Origin of the sequence: Roseibium porphyridii (assembly GCF_026191725.2) — a bacterium.
GTDB lineage: Bacteria > Pseudomonadota > Alphaproteobacteria > Rhizobiales > Stappiaceae > Roseibium > Roseibium porphyridii.
Map to the genome: position 1 here is coordinate 2,042,200 of NZ_CP120863.1, position 20,725 is coordinate 2,062,924.

At 55.2% G+C, this 20,725-nt stretch carries 21 protein-coding genes; 15 read left to right on the forward strand and 6 right to left on the reverse strand.

The features are described 5' to 3' along the window. Positions 1-14: 14 nt before the first annotated feature. Complete coding sequence (locus K1718_RS09450) at positions 15-1,577, reverse strand: proton-conducting transporter transmembrane domain-containing protein (protein ID WP_265684056.1); 1,563 nt, start codon at positions 1,575-1,577, stop codon at positions 15-17. 106 nt (positions 1,578-1,683) lie between these two features. Here K1718_RS09450 and K1718_RS09455 point away from each other — a divergent pair, with 106 nt between their 5' ends. Further along, entirely contained in the window at positions 1,684-2,568 is an 885-nt protein-coding gene (locus tag K1718_RS09455) for a LysR family transcriptional regulator (protein WP_265684058.1), read from the forward strand. Between the two features lie 81 nt (positions 2,569-2,649). After that, positions 2,650-2,970, forward strand: a complete 321-nt coding sequence (locus K1718_RS09460) for a hypothetical protein (protein WP_265684060.1) — start codon at positions 2,650-2,652, stop codon at positions 2,968-2,970. Positions 2,971-3,129: 159 nt separating this feature from the next. On the opposite strand, the gene K1718_RS09465 is transcribed toward K1718_RS09460, so the two are convergent. Both K1718_RS09465 and K1718_RS09470 read right to left on the reverse strand, forming a co-directional pair. Beyond that, complete coding sequence (locus K1718_RS09465) at positions 3,130-4,239, reverse strand: oxidoreductase (RefSeq protein ID WP_285806067.1); 1,110 nt, start codon at positions 4,237-4,239, stop codon at positions 3,130-3,132. A gap of 170 nt (positions 4,240-4,409) precedes the next feature. Continuing rightward, positions 4,410-4,718, reverse strand: a complete 309-nt coding sequence (locus tag K1718_RS09470) for an ArsR/SmtB family transcription factor (protein WP_265684064.1) — start codon at positions 4,716-4,718, stop codon at positions 4,410-4,412. A gap of 816 nt (positions 4,719-5,534) precedes the next feature. On the opposite strand from K1718_RS09470, the gene K1718_RS09475 reads away from it, so the two are divergent. The 5 genes from K1718_RS09475 to K1718_RS09495 all read left to right on the forward strand — a co-directional run bounded on the left by K1718_RS09475 (position 5,535) and on the right by K1718_RS09495 (position 11,522). Beyond that, positions 5,535-5,795: a DUF4212 domain-containing protein gene (locus K1718_RS09475; protein ID WP_265684067.1), complete on the forward strand. Its 261-nt coding sequence runs from the start codon at positions 5,535-5,537 to the stop codon at positions 5,793-5,795. Between the two features lie 14 nt (positions 5,796-5,809). Next, positions 5,810-7,597, forward strand: coding sequence for a sodium:solute symporter family protein (locus tag K1718_RS09480; RefSeq protein ID WP_152500691.1), 1,788 nt, complete (start codon positions 5,810-5,812; stop codon positions 7,595-7,597). Positions 7,598-7,703: 106 nt separating this feature from the next. Continuing rightward, positions 7,704-9,533: a DUF294 nucleotidyltransferase-like domain-containing protein gene (locus tag K1718_RS09485; RefSeq protein WP_265684070.1), complete on the forward strand. Its 1,830-nt coding sequence runs from the start codon at positions 7,704-7,706 to the stop codon at positions 9,531-9,533. Between the two features lie 55 nt (positions 9,534-9,588). Continuing rightward, positions 9,589-10,110, forward strand: a complete 522-nt coding sequence (locus tag K1718_RS09490) for a hypothetical protein (RefSeq protein ID WP_265684072.1) — start codon at positions 9,589-9,591, stop codon at positions 10,108-10,110. After that, positions 10,110-11,522, forward strand: coding sequence for a 3'-5' exonuclease (locus K1718_RS09495; RefSeq protein ID WP_265684073.1), 1,413 nt, complete (start codon positions 10,110-10,112; stop codon positions 11,520-11,522). Before K1718_RS09490 ends, K1718_RS09495 begins: the two co-directional genes overlap by 1 nt. A gap of 31 nt (positions 11,523-11,553) precedes the next feature. Here the strand turns inward: K1718_RS09495 and K1718_RS09500 are convergent, their stop codons facing one another. Further along, positions 11,554-11,874, reverse strand: coding sequence for a hypothetical protein (locus tag K1718_RS09500; RefSeq protein ID WP_265684076.1), 321 nt, complete (start codon positions 11,872-11,874; stop codon positions 11,554-11,556). 202 nt (positions 11,875-12,076) lie between these two features. Further along, positions 12,077-12,811, reverse strand: a complete 735-nt coding sequence (locus tag K1718_RS09505) for a LexA family protein (protein WP_265684078.1) — start codon at positions 12,809-12,811, stop codon at positions 12,077-12,079. Positions 12,812-13,032: 221 nt separating this feature from the next. On the opposite strand from K1718_RS09505, the gene K1718_RS09510 reads away from it, so the two are divergent. The 7 genes from K1718_RS09510 to K1718_RS09540 all read left to right on the forward strand — a co-directional run bounded on the left by K1718_RS09510 (position 13,033) and on the right by K1718_RS09540 (position 18,026). Beyond that, complete coding sequence (locus K1718_RS09510) at positions 13,033-13,371, forward strand: hypothetical protein (protein ID WP_265684080.1); 339 nt, start codon at positions 13,033-13,035, stop codon at positions 13,369-13,371. Beyond that, positions 13,371-13,796 carry a hypothetical protein gene (locus K1718_RS09515; RefSeq protein ID WP_152500698.1) on the forward strand — a complete coding sequence of 142 codons (426 nt, stop codon included), beginning with the start codon at positions 13,371-13,373 and terminating at the stop codon, positions 13,794-13,796. The genes K1718_RS09510 and K1718_RS09515 overlap by 1 nt, the downstream gene beginning before the upstream one ends. Positions 13,797-13,906: 110 nt before the next feature. After that, positions 13,907-14,341 carry a DUF6362 family protein gene (locus tag K1718_RS09520; protein ID WP_265684083.1) on the forward strand — a complete coding sequence of 145 codons (435 nt, stop codon included), beginning with the start codon at positions 13,907-13,909 and terminating at the stop codon, positions 14,339-14,341. Between the two features lie 273 nt (positions 14,342-14,614). Continuing rightward, positions 14,615-15,085, forward strand: a complete 471-nt coding sequence (locus K1718_RS09525) for a hypothetical protein (RefSeq protein WP_265684086.1) — start codon at positions 14,615-14,617, stop codon at positions 15,083-15,085. Further along, the gene (locus tag K1718_RS09530) at positions 15,069-16,649 is read left to right on the forward strand and encodes a hypothetical protein (RefSeq protein ID WP_265684088.1); all 1,581 of its coding nucleotides are present in this window, start codon (positions 15,069-15,071) and stop codon (positions 16,647-16,649) included. The genes K1718_RS09525 and K1718_RS09530 overlap by 17 nt, the downstream gene beginning before the upstream one ends. A gap of 14 nt (positions 16,650-16,663) precedes the next feature. Then, positions 16,664-17,143 carry a hypothetical protein gene (locus tag K1718_RS09535; RefSeq protein WP_265684090.1) on the forward strand — a complete coding sequence of 160 codons (480 nt, stop codon included), beginning with the start codon at positions 16,664-16,666 and terminating at the stop codon, positions 17,141-17,143. Beyond that, entirely contained in the window at positions 17,124-18,026 is a 903-nt protein-coding gene (locus K1718_RS09540) for an aminoglycoside phosphotransferase family protein (protein WP_265684092.1), read from the forward strand. Before K1718_RS09535 ends, K1718_RS09540 begins: the two co-directional genes overlap by 20 nt. An 11-nt stretch (positions 18,027-18,037) precedes the next feature. Here K1718_RS09540 and K1718_RS09545 read toward each other — a convergent pair whose 3' ends face one another. After that, positions 18,038-19,822, reverse strand: coding sequence for a B12-binding domain-containing radical SAM protein (locus K1718_RS09545; RefSeq protein ID WP_265684094.1), 1,785 nt, complete (start codon positions 19,820-19,822; stop codon positions 18,038-18,040). Positions 19,823-20,168: 346 nt separating this feature from the next. Between K1718_RS09545 and K1718_RS09550 the strand changes: the two genes are divergently transcribed. After that, positions 20,169-20,654, forward strand: coding sequence for a hypothetical protein (locus tag K1718_RS09550; RefSeq protein ID WP_265684095.1), 486 nt, complete (start codon positions 20,169-20,171; stop codon positions 20,652-20,654). The last annotated feature ends 71 nt before the right edge of the window (positions 20,655-20,725 follow it).

Consider the following 20,725-nt stretch of genomic DNA (forward strand, 5'->3'; position numbering starts at 1 on the left):
GTCGTTCTCCCGGCTTACTTGAACTTCGTGACCTGATAACCGCCAACGAAGCGATCAAGAAGTGCGTTGAGGTAAAGGCCGTTTGCGACATGGACGCGCAGGCCAGCCGTTGATGGATGGTGCGTCCAGAGTGGAAAAAGCGCCTGCGCGAAGGCAACGAGGCCGAACGACAGGACTGCCAACGTGATCAGTGCCCATTCCAGCGTTCCGGGGTCTGGTGCTGCCGGCAAAAGCGAGCCCCAAACCAGGTAAGAGGTTTGCTGAAAGGCGAAGTAGGCAAGTGCGACGATCGTGGCCAGGACTGATGTCCGATAGGTCAGTTCCGCTGGTGCCTCGTCGGCGAGCCCCTGGGCGACAAGGTAGGAGACACCAAAGATCAGGATTGTGCCAATGGCCAGAACTTGTGGCGACTTGGGACCAGCAATCAATGCGAAGACCAGGGAAAGAGCGCCATAAAGAACTAGAGCTATCGCAAATGATTTTGCGACATTTGTCATACTCGGCACGGCAATTGGGCCAGGCTTGCGCAGACCGGCAACAGCGACGATTGCCTCACCCGATGACAGGAATGCATGTGCCTTGTAGAGCGAATGCGCCACGATGTGCAGGAGTGCGAGTGGCCACAAGCCGAGACCGCACTGAAGCAACATGAACCCCATTTGCGAAATCGTCGACCATGCAAGAGCCGTTTTGACGGCGCTTTGGGTTAGCATGACCACTGCGCCGAACAGGGCCGTCAGACCACCGAGGGCAACGAGCACACTCATGGAACCCGGGCTGGCCTGTACAAGTTCGGCGGTCCGGATCAACAAGAACCCGCCAGCATTGATGATGCCCGCATGAAGAAGTGCAGAAACCGGCGTGGGTGCTTCCATGACTTCCGTCAGCCAACCGTGGAGCGGGAAAGTTGCAGTCTTTAAAACTGCGGCAACTACAAGAAAGACGATGGCAAGGTGCTGCGTGAAAGTGAGCTCCGGTTTTACAGCCTGGGCAAGCGCTCCAAGATCTGTGGTCCCATAGGCGGTTATGAACAGGATACTGCTCAGGATCAGCGCCGCATCTCCAGCATGCCAGACAATGGCAAATTTGGTCGCCGCCCTGCGTGCTTCCGCCCGTTCAGGATAAAAAAGCAACAGTCTTCGCAGGCCAAATCCAAGGCCGATAAATCCGATCACAAGCACCGGAAGACTTCCAGCCTGCACAAGGAACAGCACCGCGGCAAGCGTTGCGAGCATCAATCCGTGAAATGAACTTTCGCGTGGCTCACCTTCCAAATAGGTGCGAGAATACCGCAGGACGATCCAGCCGATGAATGCCACAAGCATTGTCATCGTCGCACTGAGGGCATCCAGTCGAATTGCCAGAGCAAAAGGGCCGCCGGATAGCGCAAATTGCCATGACCCGAAAGTGAGTAACTGCGCAAGGCCGCCGACAGAAAGAAATAGCGCAGCAAGCGCTGCGTATTCCGAAAGCCTTCCCGAAAAACCCGGCTGACCGCCAAATCGAACTTTTGCGAACAATGCTGTTGCAAGCAAAAGTACCGGGGCCAGTAGGGCCAATGGAATGAGCTGCGACATGGGGTGCCTCGCGATCGTTGCATGTGTCGCAGTGCATATAGCGGCTGGTATTAATTTTAAAAAATAGATATATTATCATAATTCGTTCTATTTTCTGGAACTAATTATGTTGAACCTTCATCACCTGAGATTGTTTCGGGCCGTTGCAAGGGAAGGAACACTGACGGGTGCTGCACGTGTCTTGAACCTTTCACAATCTGCGCTGTCGTCTCAGATCAAAACGCTCGAAGCTGCTCTTGGACATGATCTTTTTGAGCGGCGCGGGCGCGGCCTCCTGCTGACCGAGGCCGGAAGGATCGCGCTGGACCATGCGGACGCGATTTTTCGGACGGCTGAAGACCTGACGGCAACGCTTCGACATTCCGGTACGGAGCGCAAAGTCCTGAGGGTCGGTTCGCTGGCGACACTTTCGCGGAATTTCCAGATCGGGTTTCTGAAGCCGATGATCCGGCGGCCGGATGTCGAAGTCGTCCTGAGGTCTGGCCCGCAAGGAGACCTCTTGAGGGCGCTTGAAGCGCTTTCGGCAGATGTTGTGCTGACCAATCTCGTTCCGGCCCGCGATGCCTCGAGCCCGTATCTTGTTCACACTCTGTCTGAACAGCCGGTCAGTCTGGTTGGCCCAATTGGCCTGCCGGAGCTGGCGGAACGCCCTTGGACCGAGTTGCTTGCAACAGAACCCCTGATCCTGCCGACACCGGAGTCGGCTCTCAGGGCGTCGTTTGATGCGCTACTGGTGCAGCTTGGGATCGTGCCAAAGATCGCAGCAGAAGCTGATGACATGGCGATGTTGCGTTTGCTTGCACGTGAGAATGCCGGTCTTGCTGTGATTCCGCCAATTGTTGTGAGGGATGAACTGGCAGCTGGCACCTTGATGGAACTTGGACGACTTGAGGGCATCAAGGAAGAGTTTTTTGCCGTGACGCTGCAAAGGCGGTTTCCAAACCCTCTCGTCGCTGATTTGTTGAAAACATTCAAGAATACCAATTCATGACAACGCTTGATCTGCCAAAGAATGTTGGAAGGGCATCTGAAGCACAGGCGAGATCATCGCGCGGAAGGATAAAAAATGCCCATGAAGGATGTTGCTTGGCGCCGGGTCACGTCTCGGAAAGAGTTTGTGGAGGCTTATGCGGACAAGGTGCTCGTCGGGGAAGAGCTGCGATTTACGATCCATTCGACTGGCAATATCTCCGGCCACGTGGATGGTCTTGAGCTGAACGGTGAGTGGTATTGGGAAGACGGATATTTTTGCAGGACCGCGACGCTGAATGGAGAAGCGCTGGAACTGGACTGTGAAATTATCGAGGGCTGTGGCAACCAAATGCGTTACACGAGGGAGAAGGGGCAGGGAGCGTCCTCTGTTGTTTCTCTTGAGCAGGATTTGGCTGAGTAGTTTCGTGGACGTGGACCAATAGACCGGAAGCCAAAGCCGGACAAAGCAGACTGTCGCACCTTGGATCAAATTGATTCCGAATGGGAGGGTGTTCACCTTACCGTCAAAGTAATTACGGCCAGAGTAGTTCAGGAACATTCGGAGCCCTTTTCGAGCGGATCAACCGAACCGACTTAGCCAAATCGTGCAACGCTCGGCATCCCTCGCTTCATATGTTGCCAGAGCTTCTGCCGGAGTTTGATCGAAATGATCTTCCCTATCTTCTCCCAAGGCTGTCAAAAGCATTGAGTACCACGCGGTGATACCTCCGCGCGGCGGTTTGTCGAACACCGGAAACTCAGGATCGCCAGCTGTATCGCTTAACCATTCATTCGCAAGCGACGGGTTCAGCGCCATTGCACGAGCCAAGCTGACTGCATCGGCCGAGCCATCCTGTAAGGCTTGCCGAGCCTGATCCCGGGTCTCAAATCCTCCTGTCAAAATGAGCGGCTTGGACGTGATTTTTTTGGCGCGTTTGGCGAAGTCTGTGAAATAGGGTCCAGATGACGAGGTGCCATCAGAACTCGATTTAGCGCCTGGGAAATAAGTGCCGCCACTGATATCGATCAAATCGACCGACGTTTCGTCCAGTAGTCGCACAACTTCCAGCGCATCAACCGCAGAGATTCCACCTTCGAGCTTGTCGGTCGCGTTGATCCTTATGCCAATCGGAAAAGCCGGTCCAACAGCATCTCGAACAGCGTCTATTACCTCACCGATGATGCGAAAACGTTTCTTGACGGAGCCGCCATAGGCGTCTGACCGATGGTTGAAAAGAGGGGAGAGAAACTGACTGAATAAAAACCCATGACCGGCATGGATCATGACACCGTCAAACCCAGCATTTTGCGCAAGCTTGGCTGCTTGTGCGTAGGACATGGGAAGGTCACGGATTTCTGCCAAGGACATGCCCTCGCATTTCAAACCTTCGACATCCAAGGGAGAGGGCCCTTTGGGGGTGCTGATCGGTTCATGAGCCAGCGCGCCTGCGTGACCAAGCTGTGGCCAGATATGTGCACCATTGGTTGATCCGCGTTTGGCCAGTGCCTTCATGGCGGTCAAGTCCACGCCTGCTGCCATAACGAGGTTGCCCGGCTTCTCCGGATAGTGCGGGCTCGTTTGGACTTCTCCGATCAGCGACAGAGCAGCACCGCCTTCCGCCCATCTTTCATACAGTCGGATTTGCGCTTTCGTTGGGTTTCCAGCCCCATCTCCTAGGGAGTCAGACATAGCTGACTTGATCAATCTGTTTTTCAATCGCACGCCACAGGGGAGGTCTAGTGGCAGCGCCAGCAGATTTGTTGCAGGTTGGATTTTCATCTTATCTTTCCATCGAAATATTTCGATATACCGACTCGATTGAAGACGAGTCTGATTGGATCAAGATCGGCCTCTGTGCTTCAAGGCTTCGAAAGTTCGTCTTTGACTGCGGAGATGAATGCTTGAATATTTTCTTCGTTGCGCCGGTAGAACGTCCATTGTCCGTGGCGTTCTGCGACCACGAAACCCGCTTGTTTCAGCAGCCCCATATAATTTGAGATTGTGGACTGAGAGAGTTTTGCTTTCTCCTGAATATAGGCGACGCACACACCTTCCAGGTCTTCATGGCCCGGCAAAGCAGGCGGAAAGTTTGAGCGGTCCTTCAACCACTCTAGAATCCTGCGACGAACCGGATTGTTCAGGGCCGATATCGATTTTTCAATGTCCATAAATCGAAATATCTCGATGTATATATGTTGTCAAGACTCTAAAAATGACCAGGGTGGGCATTGGCGTTTTGAATTTAGACGGCAAGTTCGGCTGCGTTGCTGCCCAACACCGTCAATCGATTGGCTTTGGCAACTTTTCCGAAAAGTGGCAAACGATGTATATCGTTCATAGGGCGCGCTTTAGTTCTTTGAACTACATCAAATTTACTCTCTAATATTTTGATTGTAAGTAAATTTCAGACTGTCAAATAATGGTCAGCATTCGAAAGAAAGTCATTTAAATAATTGTTTTATATAACTAAAGTTCTTCAAAAGTTGATTTCGTGCTGTGGTTAGTTTCTTCGAATTTACAGTCATTGCGGGTATTTTTACAATTTTTCAAGGTGATATTTTCGACCTATCAGGGAAAATACGTACTCGTCAGCCAAAGTGATTATATACCTAAGTATTGATATACGTAAGTAGGCCATACGTAAGTAGTCTTGTCTGACAGGTTCGTGCTGTTACTACACTGCGTTGCAGCAATCAGACACTTGCGCCGGCGAGGGTGCTACTTCGACCACAGCAACCGGACCCAGTCCGATGCTGAGGTGCCGACCGCTCCGTCAGCGACAGGCTATTCCGGACGCCAAGTTTCTGAAATTGCAAACCGGCCGCGGCACCACGGGGTGCTCGCCGCAGCTGGGTGCCCGCTCATGGAAGTCGGGCGGGAGGATGGACCGCGACGGCAAAGCACTCTGCCGCGGGACAAGCGGAGCAGGTTGTGGCTGCAGCCACACCTCAAGGGACAACACGGGTTTAGGCGGAGGAGACATCATGTCCGACAACTCATCCAAAAACGGATATTGGGCAGCCAATATGCGTATCATTTCGATCAGCCTCGTTATCTGGGCGCTGGTCTCCTTCGGGTTCGGCATCTTGCTGCGGCCGCTCCTGAGCGGAATATCAGTAGGCGGCACCGATCTCGGCTTCTGGTTCGCTCAACAGGGCTCCATCCTCGTCTTTCTGGCGATCATCTTCTTCTACGCATTCTGGATGAACAAGGTCGACCGTGAACACGGTGTGGACGAAGAATAAGGGCGCCCGTACAAATGGATCAGTTTACAATCAACTTGCTGTTTGTGGGCGGCTCTTTCGCGCTCTACATCGGCATCGCAGTTTGGGCCCGCGCGGGTTCGACGTCCGAGTTTTACGCCGCAGGCCGCGGTGTTCATCCTGTCACCAACGGTATGGCGACTGCCGCCGACTGGATGTCGGCCGCCTCGTTCATTTCGATGGCCGGCCTGATTGCCTTCACCGGTTATGACAATTCCACTTTTCTGATGGGTTGGACAGGTGGCTATGTGCTGCTGGCATTGCTGCTTGCGCCTTACTTGCGCAAATTCGGCAAGTTCACGGTGTCTGAATTCATTGGAGACCGGTTCTACAGCCAGACAGCTCGCATCGTCGCAGTTATCTGTCTGATCGTTGCCTCGACCACTTATGTTATCGGTCAGATGACCGGAGTAGGCGTTGCCTTTGGCCGATTCCTGGAAGTGGACAACACGACCGGTCTTTTGATCGGTGCCTGCGTCGTCTTCGCCTATGCGGTTTTCGGTGGCATGAAAGGCGTGACCTACACGCAGGTGGCGCAATATGTGGTTCTGATCACTGCCTATACCATTCCGGCGGTCTTCATTTCATTGCAGCTGACAGGCAATCCGATCCCGGGTCTCGGCCTTTTTGGAGATGATGTTGCCAGCGGTGTACCGCTTCTGACGAAGCTGGATCAGGTGGTGACGGATCTCGGTTTCAATTCCTATACGGCGCACCACTCCGATACGTTGAACATGGTGCTCTTCACCCTGTCGCTGATGATCGGTACTGCCGGGTTGCCGCATGTGATCATGCGCTTCTTCACCGTGCCGAAGGTCTCCGACGCACGCTGGTCCGCCGGTTGGACGCTTGTGTTCATCGCGCTTCTTTATCTGACTGCTCCGGCTGTCGGTGCCATGGCGCGGCTCAACATCACGGAAATGATGTGGCCAAATGGCGGGATCAACGGGGGTGCTGTTGCGGTCGAAACGATTGCCGAGGATCCGAAGTACGACTGGATGGACACGTGGCAGAAAACCGGTCTTCTTGATTGGGAAGACAAGAACGGCGACGGCAAGATCCAGTATTACAACGACCAGAATGCCGAAATGCAGGTGGTTGCGGAAGAAAAAGGCTGGGTTGGAAACGAGTTGACCAAGTTCAACCGTGATATCCTGGTTCTGGCGAACCCGGAGATCGCAAACCTACCCAGCTGGGTGATCGGTCTGGTGGCCGCAGGTGGTCTGGCAGCAGCGCTCTCGACAGCGGCGGGGCTCTTGCTAGCGATATCGTCGGCGGTCAGTCATGATCTCATCAAGGGGGCGATCAACCCGCAGATCTCGGAGCGGAAGGAACTGTTGTCTGCCCGAATTGCCATGGCGGTTGCGATTGTCGTCGCAACATATCTCGGGCTCAATCCGCCCGGCTTCGCAGCTCAGACGGTGGCGCTTGCCTTCGGACTGGCGGCGGCTTCCATCTTCCCTGCCTTGATGATGGGTATCTTCTCGACCCGCATCAACAACACCGGTGCTGTGGCGGGCATGCTGGCAGGCCTTGTTGTGACCCTGGTCTATATCTTCCTGCACAAGGGTTGGTTGTTCATCCCCGACACCAATTCCTTCTCGGACGCCGATCCGCTCCTTGGGCCGATCAAGTCAACGTCCTTTGGTGCAATCGGCGCGCTGGTCAACTTTGCAGTGGCATATGTTGTTTCCGGCATGTCCAAGGAAACGCCTCAGGAGATAAAAGATCTCGTCGAGAGCGTACGCGTGCCGCGGGGTGCGGGCGAAGCCCAGGCGCACTAAGGCAGCCACAGAGGAGCCGAAATTCGGCTCCTCCTTTCTCCCAGACCTGTCCTGTCCGTTCTTGAACGGGCAGGAACCTTGCGTTTCTCAGACAAGGCCGACTCACATGCCCCTGAAACCGGATCAGATCCTGCGGTTCCTGAAATCGGTCCATCCGTATGATGTGCTGCCGGAAACCGTGCTGGAGCAATTGTCCGGTCAGATCGACGTGTGGAATTTGACTGCCAACAGCGTTGTTTACGATCTTGGCGACACACTGCGCGGCCTCTTCCTGATTTATGACGGGTCCGTTGAGGTTCGCGACGAAAACGACGAACTCATAAGCCAACTGGGGTTACGCAACTCCTTCGGTGAACGGGGATTGCTGCTTGATGGTGTGGCCGTAACTTCTGCACGAACGAGCGAGGATACTCTCTTGCTGGTGTTGCCGCCGGCAGTGTTTAACGGCCTTATGGCGACCCATCCGCCTGTCTCGAAGTTCTTTGACAGGGCGCACAAGAAACAGACACGCGGCAATGAGTTGGCGACAACTCGAGCGGAAACGCTCATGACGAAAGACCCTCTCACGTGTCGACCTTCTGACAGCGCACGACTTGCAGCCAGAGAAATGCGCGACAACAGGGTGTCGTCCCTTTGCGTCACTGACACGGGCGAAACGCTTGTCGGTATCGTCACCATTCGTGACCTTGCTGGAAAAGTGCTCGCGGAAGGGTTGGATCCCGAGACGCCCGTCAGAAATATCATGACGGCCAACCCGGTGACGCTTCCAAAATCTGCAATCGGTTCGGACCTTTTGCATCTGATGATGGAGCGAAAGATTGGTCATGTGCCGATTGTCGAGGGTGGGCGCCTTGCCGGAATTGTCACGCAGACGGATTTGACGACCTTTCAGGCGATAAGTTCCGCTGAGCTGGTCGGAGAGATTTCCCGCTGTGCCAATGCTGAAGAGATCTCCAGCGTTACGGCGCGCATACCGGCCTTACTGGTTCAGCTTGTCGCGGGCGGCAGTCGGCACGAGATTGTCACACGGCTCATTACAGATATAGCCGACACGGCAACGCGTCGGTTGTTGGCTCTAGCGGAAGACGAACTCGGCCCGCCGCCGGTACCATATCTTTGGCTTGCCTGCGGGTCGCAGGGACGCCAGGAGCAGACAGGCGTCAGCGACCAGGACAATTGCCTGTTTTTGTCCGATGACGTGAGCGACGATGACCGCAACGGCTATTTTGCTGATTTGGCGCGTCTGGTCTCAGACGGCCTCAACACTTGCGGATACGTCTACTGTCCGGGCGACATGATGGCGACCAACCCGCGATGGTGTCAGCCTGTGCGTGTATGGAAGTCCTACTACGAGGGATGGATCGCCAAGCCCGACCCTGAAGCGCAGATGTTGAGTTCTGTCATGTTCGATCTGCGACCGATTGGCGGAGACGCTTCCCTGTTTGAGGATTTGCAGGAAACGACTCTCAAAGTCGCGAGCGAAAATTCGATTTTTGTCGCTCACATGATCAGCAATTCCCTGAAACACATGCCGCCTTTAAATCTTCTGCGTGGGCTTGCAACGATCCGCTCAGGTGAGCACAAAAATGCGCTCGACCTGAAGCTCAACGGGGTTGTGCCGATCGTCGACCTTGCACGAATTTATGCATTGCGGGGACAAATCGGTGCTGTCAATACGAGGGCGCGGCTTGAAGAAGCGCGGCAAACGGGGCAGCTCAGTCAATCGGGTGCAGGGGATCTGTTGGATGCTTATGACCTGATCGCAGAGACCCGGTTGGAGCATCAATCCAACCTGATCAAGCAGGGACAAGCGCCGGACAACTTCTTACAACCGTCCAGCCTGTCCGATTTCGAACGGAGCCATCTCCGGGACGCCTTTGTCGTGGTGAAGACGATGCAGTCCGCCGTGGGGCACGGAAGAGGCATGCTAAGCTGACAGATTACAAAGAGGCCGCTACAGCCAAGAACGCAGTGGCCCACGGGAGGAAGCCATGTTTGTGGAACTGATCGCGACGATCGTTGCAGGGGTAGCTGCCGCCGGTCTCGTGATGCTGCTGAACAGATTGCTAAAGGGACGTCTTCCACGCTGGTTTGCGCCTGTCGCTGCCGGTTTTGCGATGTTGGCAACAACCATTGCGAATGAATATGGTTGGTATCCTAGGGTCAAGGACTCGTTGCCGAAAGATGTCGTGGTTGCACAGACCGTTGAGAACACAGCGTTTTATCGACCATGGACATTTGTCTTTCCGTTTGTTGAGCGGTTCGTTGCCATAGACATGGCATCGGTTCGCACCCATCCGGCGCAACCAGCAGTCAGGCTGGCAGAAACCTATTTTTTCGGTCGATGGTCTCCAGTTAGCAAATTGCCTGTCGTTGCCGATTGCGTTGCCCTCAAGCGGGCCGCTCTGATGGATGGCGTGAGCTTTGAAGATGACGGGGCGATAAACGGCATCACCTGGACGCAAGTTGCAGCCGAAGACCCGATCGTTTCCACAGTCTGCAGGACAGAGTGATGTTTACCTCGCTCAGCCTTCGCTTCCGTATTTTCTTGCTGTTTGCCGGGGTCACCGCCGGTAGCATTCTAGTAGTTGGGTTTTCGCTCTATTTCGGATTTTTGAGAACAACGGAAACCAGCCCGGCCTCTGGATTTGTGTTTGCAGCTATCCTTTCCGGATTTGGGCTGCTGGCGATTAGTGCTGGCGTCTGGTTGCTGTTTGATGAAAACGTCGCCAAGCCAATTGAACATATGGCATCTGCGATGCGTACGCGTATTCATGCCAACACGGACGCTCCATTCGATCTGGATCAGGCACGTTATCTTGGTGATCTTGCGCCGGCTCTTCGGGCCGTATCGGGCAGATTGTCTGAAGTATCAGAAGATGCTGACCAGCTGGTTGCCGAGGAAACCAGCCGGCTGACAGCTGAGCGAGCGCATCTGGCTTTGCTGCTGACCGAAATTCCGGTGGCGATCGTTCTCGTCAGTCCCGCAAACCGCATCATGCTTTATGACGGTCAGGCGGCGGATGTGTTGGGGCAGGTTCAGGTGCCGCGCTTAAGCGCGTCCATCTTCGACTATTTTGAGGAAGCCGATCTGACATCGGGACTTGAACAGCTCGATGAAGCCCGACAGGAGGTTGAGGCAAGTGTGCGCGGCACACGTGGCAACTTGAAATTCAGGTTGCGCCTGAAAAAGCTTTCCGCAGCCACCGGGTACATGATCCTGATCGATGGCACAGACGCCTCCATCGCACCGGATGCGGCACGGCCCTTGATCTATGATTTTGATTTGTCGGCGCGCGAGACGGAGCGCGAGATTGAGAATATCCCGCTAAAAGATATCAGTTTCGTTGTGTTCGATACCGAGACGACGGGATTGATGCCCAACAAAGACGAGATCGTGCAGATTGGCGCAGTCAGGGTTGTGAATGGGCGCATTGTTGAAGGTGAAACGCTTGATCAGCTCGTCAATCCGGGGCGTCCTATACCGCCGGCATCAACCAAGGTTCACGGGGTTAGTGACGACATGGTTGCGGATGCGCCGGGCGCAGAGCAAGCTGTTTCGCTCTTTCACGATTTTGCCCGGGATGCCGTGATTGTTGCGCATAATGCGCCATTCGATATGGCATTTCTCCGGCGGCATGGCAGGCTGTCAGGGCTTGCGTGGGAGCACCCGATCCTGGATACAGTGCTGCTTTCGGCCGTTGTATTCGGGACAGGTGAAGATCATTCCCTCGACGGATTATGCGACAGGCTTGGTGTCGAAATTCCTGATAACCTTCGCCACACCGCGCTGGGCGATGCGCGGGCAACCGCCGAGGCGTTATGCAAGTTGTTGCCGGTCCTGATCTCGCTTGGATTTGAAACATTCGGGCAAGTTGTTCAGCAAACCAGGCGGCATGGCAGGCTTTTGAAGGATCTGAACTAAACGTTGCCATTGCTTGCAACAGTTTCGTGTTTCATGCGGCTGCAAGGAGTTGGACGCCAGCGCGCTTTCCATCGATCAGCTCGTCTGAATAGTCGGACCAGGTAGCGCCTTGTCCGGTCTTTTGTCCAGGTTCCGGGCAGGCATCTGACAGCACGGCATCTGTGATGTCGTTGCACCAACCTTCTTCCGGATTGAATTCGAAGATTGCAATGATGTTTTCCAATTGGCCGCCTCGAACGTCTTCAACGAGCTTCGTGAGGCTCATTTCCTCAAGCTCTCGTTCGGGCGTATAGAGACAATTGCCGAGATCGCAGACGATGGAAAAGTATGATCGATCCAAGTTCAGCGCCATTCAAAAACCTCCAGTATGTTAATACGCAATCAACTTATACGCATATTGCGTACATTTCAAGCGAATTGAATCTGGATGTATGCCTGATGCGTAGAAAGATAAGGAGCTTCGTTCGACCGCGATACCTAAAGTATTGCGCCAAATCGAAGCGCATAATTCAGCACGTTTTCATGCGTCGATACAGCGACGTGATTTAAGATCGTTAGACGATTTGACGGATTACGCTCAGTATCTTTGCAATGATGCGGACTTCTGTGGCTTCCTCATCATGCTCGTTATAAACCACCGGTTCCTGGAACCGAGGATCGTCCGATTCAGGATGGAGTTCAATCTGACCATTGTGACGCAAGATACGTTTTGCGGTGCGTTCGATCGTGTGTCCGCCATCACGAGAGCGTTCCACCACGACAAGATCACCAGACTTGATTTCGATGCCGGCTTCCATGAAGTCCAGACACAGAATGAAATCGCCATTGCGCGCAATTCGATTGAGGCTTTCGCCATTGATTTCTAGGAGATATTGGCTTTCTGAAGGAAATCTCAGATCACCGGAAAGTGTCGCCCTTTTTGTTGCGTCCGTTTCAAAAAGGCCAGCCTCCATCCAAAGACCGGCAGCAACCTGCCCCTTGATTTCCAGGGCCTGAGCAGCTCTTGCTGGCGTGCTTGCCGCCTCCAGATCGGTTATGGAATCGGGGGCAAGAGTCAGTACATCTTCGCGTGTGATCGGATGCTCACCCTTTCCGACGAGAACGGGCAGCAGCTTTGCAACAAAGTCCGAAGGCAGGGCAGGTTTTGAAAAGTCCTGACTGAAATAGCGCTGAATGGACGAAGCGTTCTGATAGCCCATTTCGCGAGCGATCGCGCGAATGGATAAGCCGCTTCGGTCCTTCAGGTCGACAAGCTGTTTTGAGACAGCGGATTGTTCAATTTCACTCATGCTCGCTGATGCCGTTTGTTCGTGATGACGTACGCAATAACATACAAATTTGCTGAAATCCATCTTGACGTGTATACGCAATACGCGTACGAATTGCTCGTGTAAAGAGTATGTTCAGGGAAGCACAATGAAAACTGCAATGAAATCGACCCGGCTTTCAGCCGATCCGGAGGCGCAGGCGACAAGTGCCCTATGTGCCGAGGTGATTGGGGGGGGCGGCGATGAGCGAGCTTAGGGATCAAATCGATGCAGCCCGTGCGAAAGTCGCGCATTTGAGGATCAGGGCGGAGCGGCCGGACGCAAGGCTTGAGGATGAGTTTGCACTTGAAAAGGCGCGAACGAGGCTGCTGACGCTTGAGCTGCGGCATCTCAAGCAACGCAGCACAAGTGTTTCATCGGTCACGCGTGGCGAAAGCCATCGGCAAAGCGAAAGGCGCAGCAAACTTGTAGGAACAAATAGAGAACAATTTAGGCGGCGTCCTTCGTCAGCGCGCGAGCGGGCGGAAGCTGCATTCAGCGCGTTGGGGCAAAAGAACGGACCAAAGAAGGAAACCACTTGATGGCATCAGGCGGAATAGTGGACAGGATCGCTGCGGAATATGGGGTGCATTTTGTCACGCACACCAAGCGGATCTCAGGACGGCACCAATCCAAGGCCAGACGAACCTGTCAGACGCTGCTGAATAAACACGGTGCGGAGCACTTGAGGCTTGTGTTCGGGCTGATCAACACGGCTGAAAACCGGGGCAATTGGTCGGCCCCTTGTGTCACTGCGGTCTCCTGGCTGGTGTTGAACAAGCCGGAATGGATTGAGAGACGGAATTTCCTGGACTGCTTTGATCAGCTCGATCTTGAGGACCTGATGACAAAGGCCAAGGAGATCAACCCAGGCGCGCCGACGATCACTTTGGCCGTGCTGCTTTCTTATGAGCTGGAGAAACGGATGGCTTCAACAGACAGCTCGCCGTTTAAGGCAGCGGCCTAGTTTTTCCCTCCGACGAATGAATGCTTCGGCGCGCTCTGGCATTTCAGCCGCGCCGGATCAGTCGTGTCGATGACGTGAACAAGCACACAATTCATTGGAAAGGATATCAAATGCTGCCGAACACGCCGGAAGAAATTCTCGATCGTTTGATCGAGGCGACCGAGATTATTGCAGTGACCGGTAAAGGTGATGGCCCACGGAACCTGTTCAGCGCCTGGCCGGATTATCGACGCAAGATTGCCAAAAGGGGCAGGGTCTTTCCGCCATCAGCGATCAGCCGAGCTGAAGAAGCAATCACCTGGTTCTCGCTAGTGGAAGACCCCGACAGCCGCCGTGCCTTGCAGTTTGAAGTCATGTGTAAGGCAGGCGGCGGAAAATTCAGTCGGATCTGCGAAAAATATGGCTGGAAGCGAACGACGGTGGCGAGCCGTAACCGGGCGATTTTGAAGAAGCTGGCCGAGAAAGGGGCCGCCTGGCCATATGCTGAAGTCTCACAGGAAAGGAGCGAAGCCGCCCGGCCAGAAGTTAGGAGTTGTGGCGCTTAACGTCAGATCGACAACAGCACCTTGTGCATCCAGTCGAAATTGAAAGCACGTGTCTAAACAGGGTGTTCAAGACAGACTTGCAATTGGACAGTATCGTCAAAACAGAGTTATTTTTTTAGTTGAAGTTCTAAAGGGGGCAGTTGCGACTGCCCTTCTTGTCAGATTTTCGTCTGACGCTCGATACGTTTGTGGTCGCTGGTACGTGTTCAAGCTGAACACGTTGGCGCTGACGATCCAACCTCAACAATCAATCCAATCAAACGGAAAACAGGCATGGGTGACATGACTGATGAAGAGCGTGCCTTGAAATGGCCGACGGCGGAGATGCGGAGGCGGGTTTGCGAGGCGTTTTGCGGGCATCTGGCGGCGGGGTTTTCGATCGAGAGTTTCCCGGACGCCGACCGCAAGACCATTCGCTACTACGCAGAGCAGTTTCCGGAGGACTTTCCGCCGGAAAAACTGGATGAGGCGGCACGGCGCGGGCTGCTGGAATGGGAAAAGATCGGCAAGGAGGGAGCTCGAGGAGACCTTGCCAAATTCAATGCCAGCGCCTGGAGCTTCAATATGAAGAACCGGGCCGGTTGGCGGGATCGATCCGAGGTGGAGGCCTGGGGAATTTGGGGCGGGCCGGAGGAGGCTGGGCAAATCGACAAGTTCAAGCCGCGCAGTTCAGAGGAAATTGCCCTGGGTGTGATGGCGCTTCTAACCGAAAAGGACAGCAGGCGGGATGACAACGGCGCTTGATACGCTGATTGACCACATTGACCAGATGGCAGCGAATGACCGCGTTGCCCTGCAAAAACAACTGGATGAAGCGGGTGTTTTGGACCAGTTCAAGGTTTGGCGGCCCCAGGCAGGGCCGCAAACGGAGGGCTATTTTTCCGAAGCCGACCTGACGCTTTATGGCGGTGCGGCCGGGGGTGGGAAGACGGATCTGATTGCCGGGCTTGCCCTTTTTGCACATCACAAGGCGGCCGTTTTCCGTCAATCGCTGAAGTCGCTCAAAGGTTTGATCGAGCGCATGAATGCGCTGATGCGGACGTCCGGCATGGGCAAGATATCGGGCAATCCACCGCGTTGGGTCGGGCCGGAGGAGCGGATGATCGAGTTCGGGCATCTGGGTCTGCCGGGCTCTGAAGAAGATTGGCAGGGGCGGGACCATGATCTGAAAGCCTTTGATGAAGGCGCACAGATGGATCCACGCAAGATCATCTTCGTTCTTGGGTGGCTTCGGTCGACACGGCCGGGGCAACGCTGCCGGGGGTTGATCGCCACCAACCCGCCTTTGGGCGGACAAGGCGACTACCTGATGGAGTGGTTTGCGCCCTGGCTTGATCCGCTGCATCCGCTTTATGGAACGGTGCAGCCGGGCGCTCTGCTATGGGCGGTCTTTATCGACGATGGCGACGCTGTGCGCACCGTCTGGGTGGATGGACCGGAGCCGGTCGAGATCGAGGGCGAGGTTCGCACGCCGAAGAGCCGGACGTTCATTCCGGCAAAACGGCAGGACAACCAGTATCTGGGTGAGAGTTACGATGCACAGCTTGACCAGATGCCCGAGCCGATGCGCACCGCGCTGAAGACCGGGGACTTTCAGGCAGCGCGCCAGGACCATGACTGGCAGGTGATCCCATCGGACTGGGTGGATCTGGCTTTCCAGCGCTATGAAGAGGGTGTGGACGCGGACAAGCCGATGGATGTGCTGGCCGTCGACGTGGCGCAGGGCGGCAAGGACAAGACCGTGCTGCAGCCGCTCCATGGCAGACGGTTTGGCGAAAGCATCGTGCGCAAAGGCGCCGACACCAAGGACGGATCGGATGTCGGCGCATTGATCATCAAGGAACGGCGCGACAATGCGCTGATTGTTGTCGATTGCACCGGCGGCTGGGGCGGGGACACGGTCGGGTTTCTCAGCCGTGAAAACAATATCCCGGTCGAAAAATGCGTCTTCTCGGCCCAGTCGGGGGAAACGGCCAAGGACAGCCGCATGCCGTTTTACAACTTGCGTGCTCAGCTCTACTGGCGGCTGCGGGAGGCCCTGCATCCAAAGAGCGGATCGGGGCTGGCAATCAAGCGCTCAGCGACCATCAAGGCGCAGCTGACGGCACATCGCTGGAAAATCAGAAACGGCAAGATCCTGATTGAAAGCAAGGAAGACATCAAAGACCGGCTTGGAGCGTCCCCGGACGAGGCCGATGCAATCGTCGAGGCACTTGGATGGAAAGACAAAGCGGACGCGAAGAAAATCGTACGGCAGCAGAACACCGCCCGCGCCCGCCCGCTGGACGACCCTCTGGACGGCTTCTGATCAAGGATCTCTGCGTGCGCGACGCGAGTTTCATCGCGGCCAACATGCGCCCGGAAGACTATCGTGAAATTGCCTGTCTCTGGCAAAACTGGGATACGCGCGCGCTCGGGATCTGCGCGATGGAAACCGCGGTGCCCGGTTGGGTCTGGTCCGTGTGGTACCAAGGGCAGCCCGCGGCGGCGTTCGGTTTCAGCCGGGCGTCTGCTTTCGACCCGGATTTCTGGCAGGCCTGGGCATTCGGCACCGACAGGTTCCGGCGTTGTGTGCCCCTCATGACACGCCATATCCTGAATTTGCGGCCAGAGATCGAAAAGCACTGCCGGCGGTTGCAGGTGATCAGCTATAAGAACCACGATCTCGCGCATGGCTGGATCGAAGCGCTTGGCGCGGAGCGGGAGGGACTGCTTAAAAGCTATGGGCGAGGCGGCGAAGACTTTTACATGTACGCCTGGACGAGACGCGGGAAGGACCTTCATGCCGGACCAGCAGGATGAGTTGCCGTCCGATGACGGGCTCTTGAGACAGCTCCTCGATGAGCATGCCCCGCAGTGGAGCGGTCTGAAAGTCCGGCCTGTGGCATCAGGCGGCACGGACAATGCGCTCTACCGGATCGGCGAGGAGCGGGTGGCGCGGTTGCCGAAGCGCGCTTCTGCCGTTGGTCTTCTGCAAAAGGAAGCCGATTGGCTGCCCCGTTTGTCTGGCCTTGCGCTGAACGTGCCTGTTGTGCGCTTTCGCAAACGCCCGGGCGCGGGCTGCGAACATGGATTTGCAATCTATGACTGGATCGAAGGGGTGCAGGCAACGCCTGATGCCCTTGTGGACCAGGAGCAGGCGGCACGGGATTTAGCTGTGTTCCTGAAGGGCCTGCAGGGTGTGCTGACTGACGGCGCGCCGCATGCCGGGGAGAGCAATCATAAACGGGGTGCCGCCCTGGAAGAGCTGACCGATTTCGTGCTGTCTTGTATCGATGTCTTGGCCGATGAGATCGATGCCGGCAAGGCCAGGAGCTTTTGGCAAATGGCTTTGCAAACCCCGTTTGAGGGACCGGCCAAATGGCTGCACGGTGACCTGAAGGCCGACAACCTGATTGCAAGTGAGGGCAGACTGACGGCTGTCATCGACTGGGGGCTGACCGCTGTCGGCGACCCGGCTGCCGATTTTGCCGCAGCTTGGTCGTGGGTGCTTCCCGCATCACGCGAAACCTTCCGGGAAACAGCGGGTGTTTCGGACCCCGACTGGTGCCGCGCGCGTGCCTGGGCTCTGCATAACGCGGTGATCGCATTGAGCTACTATCGCGGTAGGAGCCATGAGGGTCTCTGCCGCCAGTCGCGTCAGACGCTCAGCCGGTTGGGGCTGCTTCGTGTTGCTTCCAACTAAATGTTTCCGGGTCAGGCGCTTGCGACGGTCTTGCTGCGGGCTTTCCGTTTGATGCCTTCCATCTTGCGATGGCTTGCAACGGCCTGCCGCCCGCCCCGGGTGGCGGTATAAAGGTCGAGAGTTTCAAAGTCGCCATGTCCGGCCGGCGCGATGGCCTGGTCGGTATAGTCAAAGCGTTTGGGGTCCGACCACAGTTTCCTGATGAAACGCAGGTATTGCCAGCGCCGGGCAGCCAGAAGTGACATGTTGCGGACCGTGCTGAGATAGTATTTCGGATAAAAAACAAGTGGGTTTTCAAGTTTCAGGCCGGGGCGCCGGTCTTTCCGGTATTTCAGCCTGAGGTAACCGCCATCGAGAGAAAAGACATTGTGGAGCCGTGATCCGGTTCCATAGATCAGGAGGCGGTTCATGGTGGAGATCTTTTTATTGCTGCCAAGGGCTGCCGCCCGGCGCAAGATTGTGCGGCAATGTTCAGGTTCATAGAATGAGGCCCAGGCGTCCAGATAGAGCCTGTCCAGCTCTCCGTCCGGAAAATTCGGGTGGCGAATGACGCTGTGGGTGAGATCGTATTTGTTGAGATCCGGATCAATCCAGGTACCAGCGGCAACCGCATTGCGGTGGTCTTCTGAACCGGGCAGGGGAGTGAGGATCGACAGAGACAGAATGTCGACAGCGAGCTCCCTTTTGATGACGCCGATATCGTTCAGGACGGATTCCCGGGTGTCGTTCGGGAAGCCGATGATGTACCCGGCAGTCAGAACAACGGGATACTGCTTCCAGGCCAGGAACATGTCCCGGTAGTCGGTGATCTTGTTCTGACGTTTCTTCGATCCGGCAAGGTTGTCAGGATTGATGTTTTCAAGACCGATGAAGACCTGATCGACCCCGGCGCGCACGCATTTTTCGATGAAGTTCGGGATCTTGTGACAAAGCGTATCCACCTGAATGATCAGAGTGAATTTCAGGCCGTCCCGCTCCCGCAGATCAATAAGGGTGTCCAGAAAGGCTTCCCAGTTCCGGTTGCGGGCAAAATTGTCATCTGTGACGAAGAATTTGGTCACGCCGATCCGGGCATGATCCCGGATGATGGTTTCCAGGTCCCCGGTGGAGCGAAACCGGCTGCCCCGGCCCTGGACATTGATGATGCAGCAGAAACTGCATTCAAACGGGCACCCACGGCCCAGGTCGAAACTGCCGTAGCCGAGTGTCGATTTTTCAATCTGCTCCCTTTCAACCACGGGAACCGGCATGCCGGGCAAGGAGGGCAGGTCCTTCAGGTGGTCATAGACCGGTTTCAAAGTACCCTGATGGGCATCCTTCAGGATCTGATCGAAGCGGCCGCCTTCGGCTTCGCCAAGAAAAAAGGTGATGCCAAGTTCAGAGGCCTGCCGCATATCTTCCGGCATATTGGGGAGCATGGCTATCGAACCGGTGATGTGAAACCCGCCGATGGCAACCGGCATACCCGCTTTGAGGAAGGGCCTGGACAGATCGACTGCCCTCGGGAACTGGTTGCTTTGCACGCCTGTAAAACAAATGAGGGCCCTGCCGCCGTCTGCCCGGATTTCTTCGATGAGCGTGTCCGGACGAATGCGGGTGTTGCCCTCATCAATCATCCGGATGGTGATTTTCACTTCCCGGCCAAGCACTTGCCGCTTCTTGCAGTCAAGCGCAATTCCATGCAGGCAAGACAAGGAGTTTGCCGGTATCGAGGTCTTGTGCCAATGTATCGGATAGCCGTCGTCGTCATATTTGGTCGGACGGATCAGTATTATATGAAAGCAATTCTTAGTCATGCTGTCCTCCCGGATGGGTTCTTACAGGCCGACTAAATCGAATTTCTGTGTGAATACGTAAGCAGGCAGTATAGCAGTGATCTCGAGATCCGTAAAATCTGCCGAAGTAGTTCTAGGGAGGGTTCGGCTCGTGCCGCCTTGCTTTATTGTCACGGACGGATATCCGGTTTCGCTTAGACGAAGCTTTGCGTGCAAGTCATCTCACTCGGGTTGCATTTTTTCTTGCGTACTCCTGAGGTTGCTTTAGAACATTGCGGGAACAAAAACGGGTGCGGCAGATGCCATCTGACCCGGTTTTCGGCCCAGCTAGGGTCAAGCATCCACTTTCGAGCCACAGAGATAACCAATGGCAGATATTGAAGACATTGCCGGTTGGCGGGACGAGTATCGTGACCTTGAGGCACGCTGGGACGACGAATGGGTGGCCTATCTGGATCAGTTTGTGAACCAGATCAGACCTAAGGTGCACGTGTCCCAGGTTCTTCATTTTATAAAAGTTCTTCTTGAAAATGAGGACACACTTGCGGCGATGAAGGAGGTTGCCGAGTGGGAAAAGCTGATGGATGCGCGCGGGCCGTTTAGAGATGATGCACCTGAAATGGAGCTCTATCCTAAAGACGCCGTTGTGATGATGAACGAGTTCTGGCCCTGGTTCTGCTTTAAGGCAGGCTATCCTCCTGTCTATGCGGCGTTTCGATTGGCTGGAGTCGATGTGGCGAGTGACATTCTTCGAGGGGATCTTCCCGGGGTTCAATCTCCCGAAACCAGAGCCTTTTTGCTTAAAAGATATGCATTCATACTCAGGGCTGGTGAAGAAGGAGACCTTGCATGAGCCGGAAAAAGGTCATCCTTCTGGATCAGGCACAGCTTGGGACAATTCTCAAATTTGGTGGCTTCAAAGTA

What these genes read in the sequence shown, in the direction of transcription:
- K1718_RS09505 (WP_265684078.1), bottom strand. Translation starts at nt 12,811, where the DNA reads ATGAGTGAAATTGAACAATCCGCTGTCTCAAAACAGCTTGTCGACCTG.
- K1718_RS09465 (WP_285806067.1), bottom strand. Translation starts at nt 4,239, where the DNA reads ATGTCTGACTCCCTAGGAGATGGGGCTGGAAACCCAACGAAAGCGCAA.
- K1718_RS09540 (WP_265684092.1), top strand. Translation starts at nt 17,124, where the DNA reads ATGCCGGACCAGCAGGATGAGTTGCCGTCCGATGACGGGCTCTTGAGA.
- K1718_RS09500 (WP_265684076.1), bottom strand. Translation starts at nt 11,874, where the DNA reads ATGGCGCTGAACTTGGATCGATCATACTTTTCCATCGTCTGCGATCTC.
- K1718_RS09520 (WP_265684083.1), top strand. Translation starts at nt 13,907, where the DNA reads ATGCTGCCGAACACGCCGGAAGAAATTCTCGATCGTTTGATCGAGGCG.
- K1718_RS09530 (WP_265684088.1), top strand. Translation starts at nt 15,069, where the DNA reads ATGACAACGGCGCTTGATACGCTGATTGACCACATTGACCAGATGGCA.
- K1718_RS09470 (WP_265684064.1), bottom strand. Translation starts at nt 4,718, where the DNA reads ATGGACATTGAAAAATCGATATCGGCCCTGAACAATCCGGTTCGTCGC.
- K1718_RS09510 (WP_265684080.1), top strand. Translation starts at nt 13,033, where the DNA reads ATGAGCGAGCTTAGGGATCAAATCGATGCAGCCCGTGCGAAAGTCGCG.
- K1718_RS09480 (WP_152500691.1), top strand. Translation starts at nt 5,810, where the DNA reads ATGGATCAGTTTACAATCAACTTGCTGTTTGTGGGCGGCTCTTTCGCG.
- K1718_RS09525 (WP_265684086.1), top strand. Translation starts at nt 14,615, where the DNA reads ATGGGTGACATGACTGATGAAGAGCGTGCCTTGAAATGGCCGACGGCG.
- K1718_RS09545 (WP_265684094.1), bottom strand. Translation starts at nt 19,822, where the DNA reads ATGACTAAGAATTGCTTTCATATAATACTGATCCGTCCGACCAAATAT.
- K1718_RS09515 (WP_152500698.1), top strand. Translation starts at nt 13,371, where the DNA reads ATGGCATCAGGCGGAATAGTGGACAGGATCGCTGCGGAATATGGGGTG.
- K1718_RS09485 (WP_265684070.1), top strand. Translation starts at nt 7,704, where the DNA reads ATGCCCCTGAAACCGGATCAGATCCTGCGGTTCCTGAAATCGGTCCAT.
- K1718_RS09460 (WP_265684060.1), top strand. Translation starts at nt 2,650, where the DNA reads ATGAAGGATGTTGCTTGGCGCCGGGTCACGTCTCGGAAAGAGTTTGTG.
- K1718_RS09490 (WP_265684072.1), top strand. Translation starts at nt 9,589, where the DNA reads ATGTTTGTGGAACTGATCGCGACGATCGTTGCAGGGGTAGCTGCCGCC.
- K1718_RS09475 (WP_265684067.1), top strand. Translation starts at nt 5,535, where the DNA reads ATGTCCGACAACTCATCCAAAAACGGATATTGGGCAGCCAATATGCGT.
- K1718_RS09455 (WP_265684058.1), top strand. Translation starts at nt 1,684, where the DNA reads ATGTTGAACCTTCATCACCTGAGATTGTTTCGGGCCGTTGCAAGGGAA.
- K1718_RS09550 (WP_265684095.1), top strand. Translation starts at nt 20,169, where the DNA reads ATGGCAGATATTGAAGACATTGCCGGTTGGCGGGACGAGTATCGTGAC.
- K1718_RS09495 (WP_265684073.1), top strand. Translation starts at nt 10,110, where the DNA reads ATGTTTACCTCGCTCAGCCTTCGCTTCCGTATTTTCTTGCTGTTTGCC.
- K1718_RS09450 (WP_265684056.1), bottom strand. Translation starts at nt 1,577, where the DNA reads ATGTCGCAGCTCATTCCATTGGCCCTACTGGCCCCGGTACTTTTGCTT.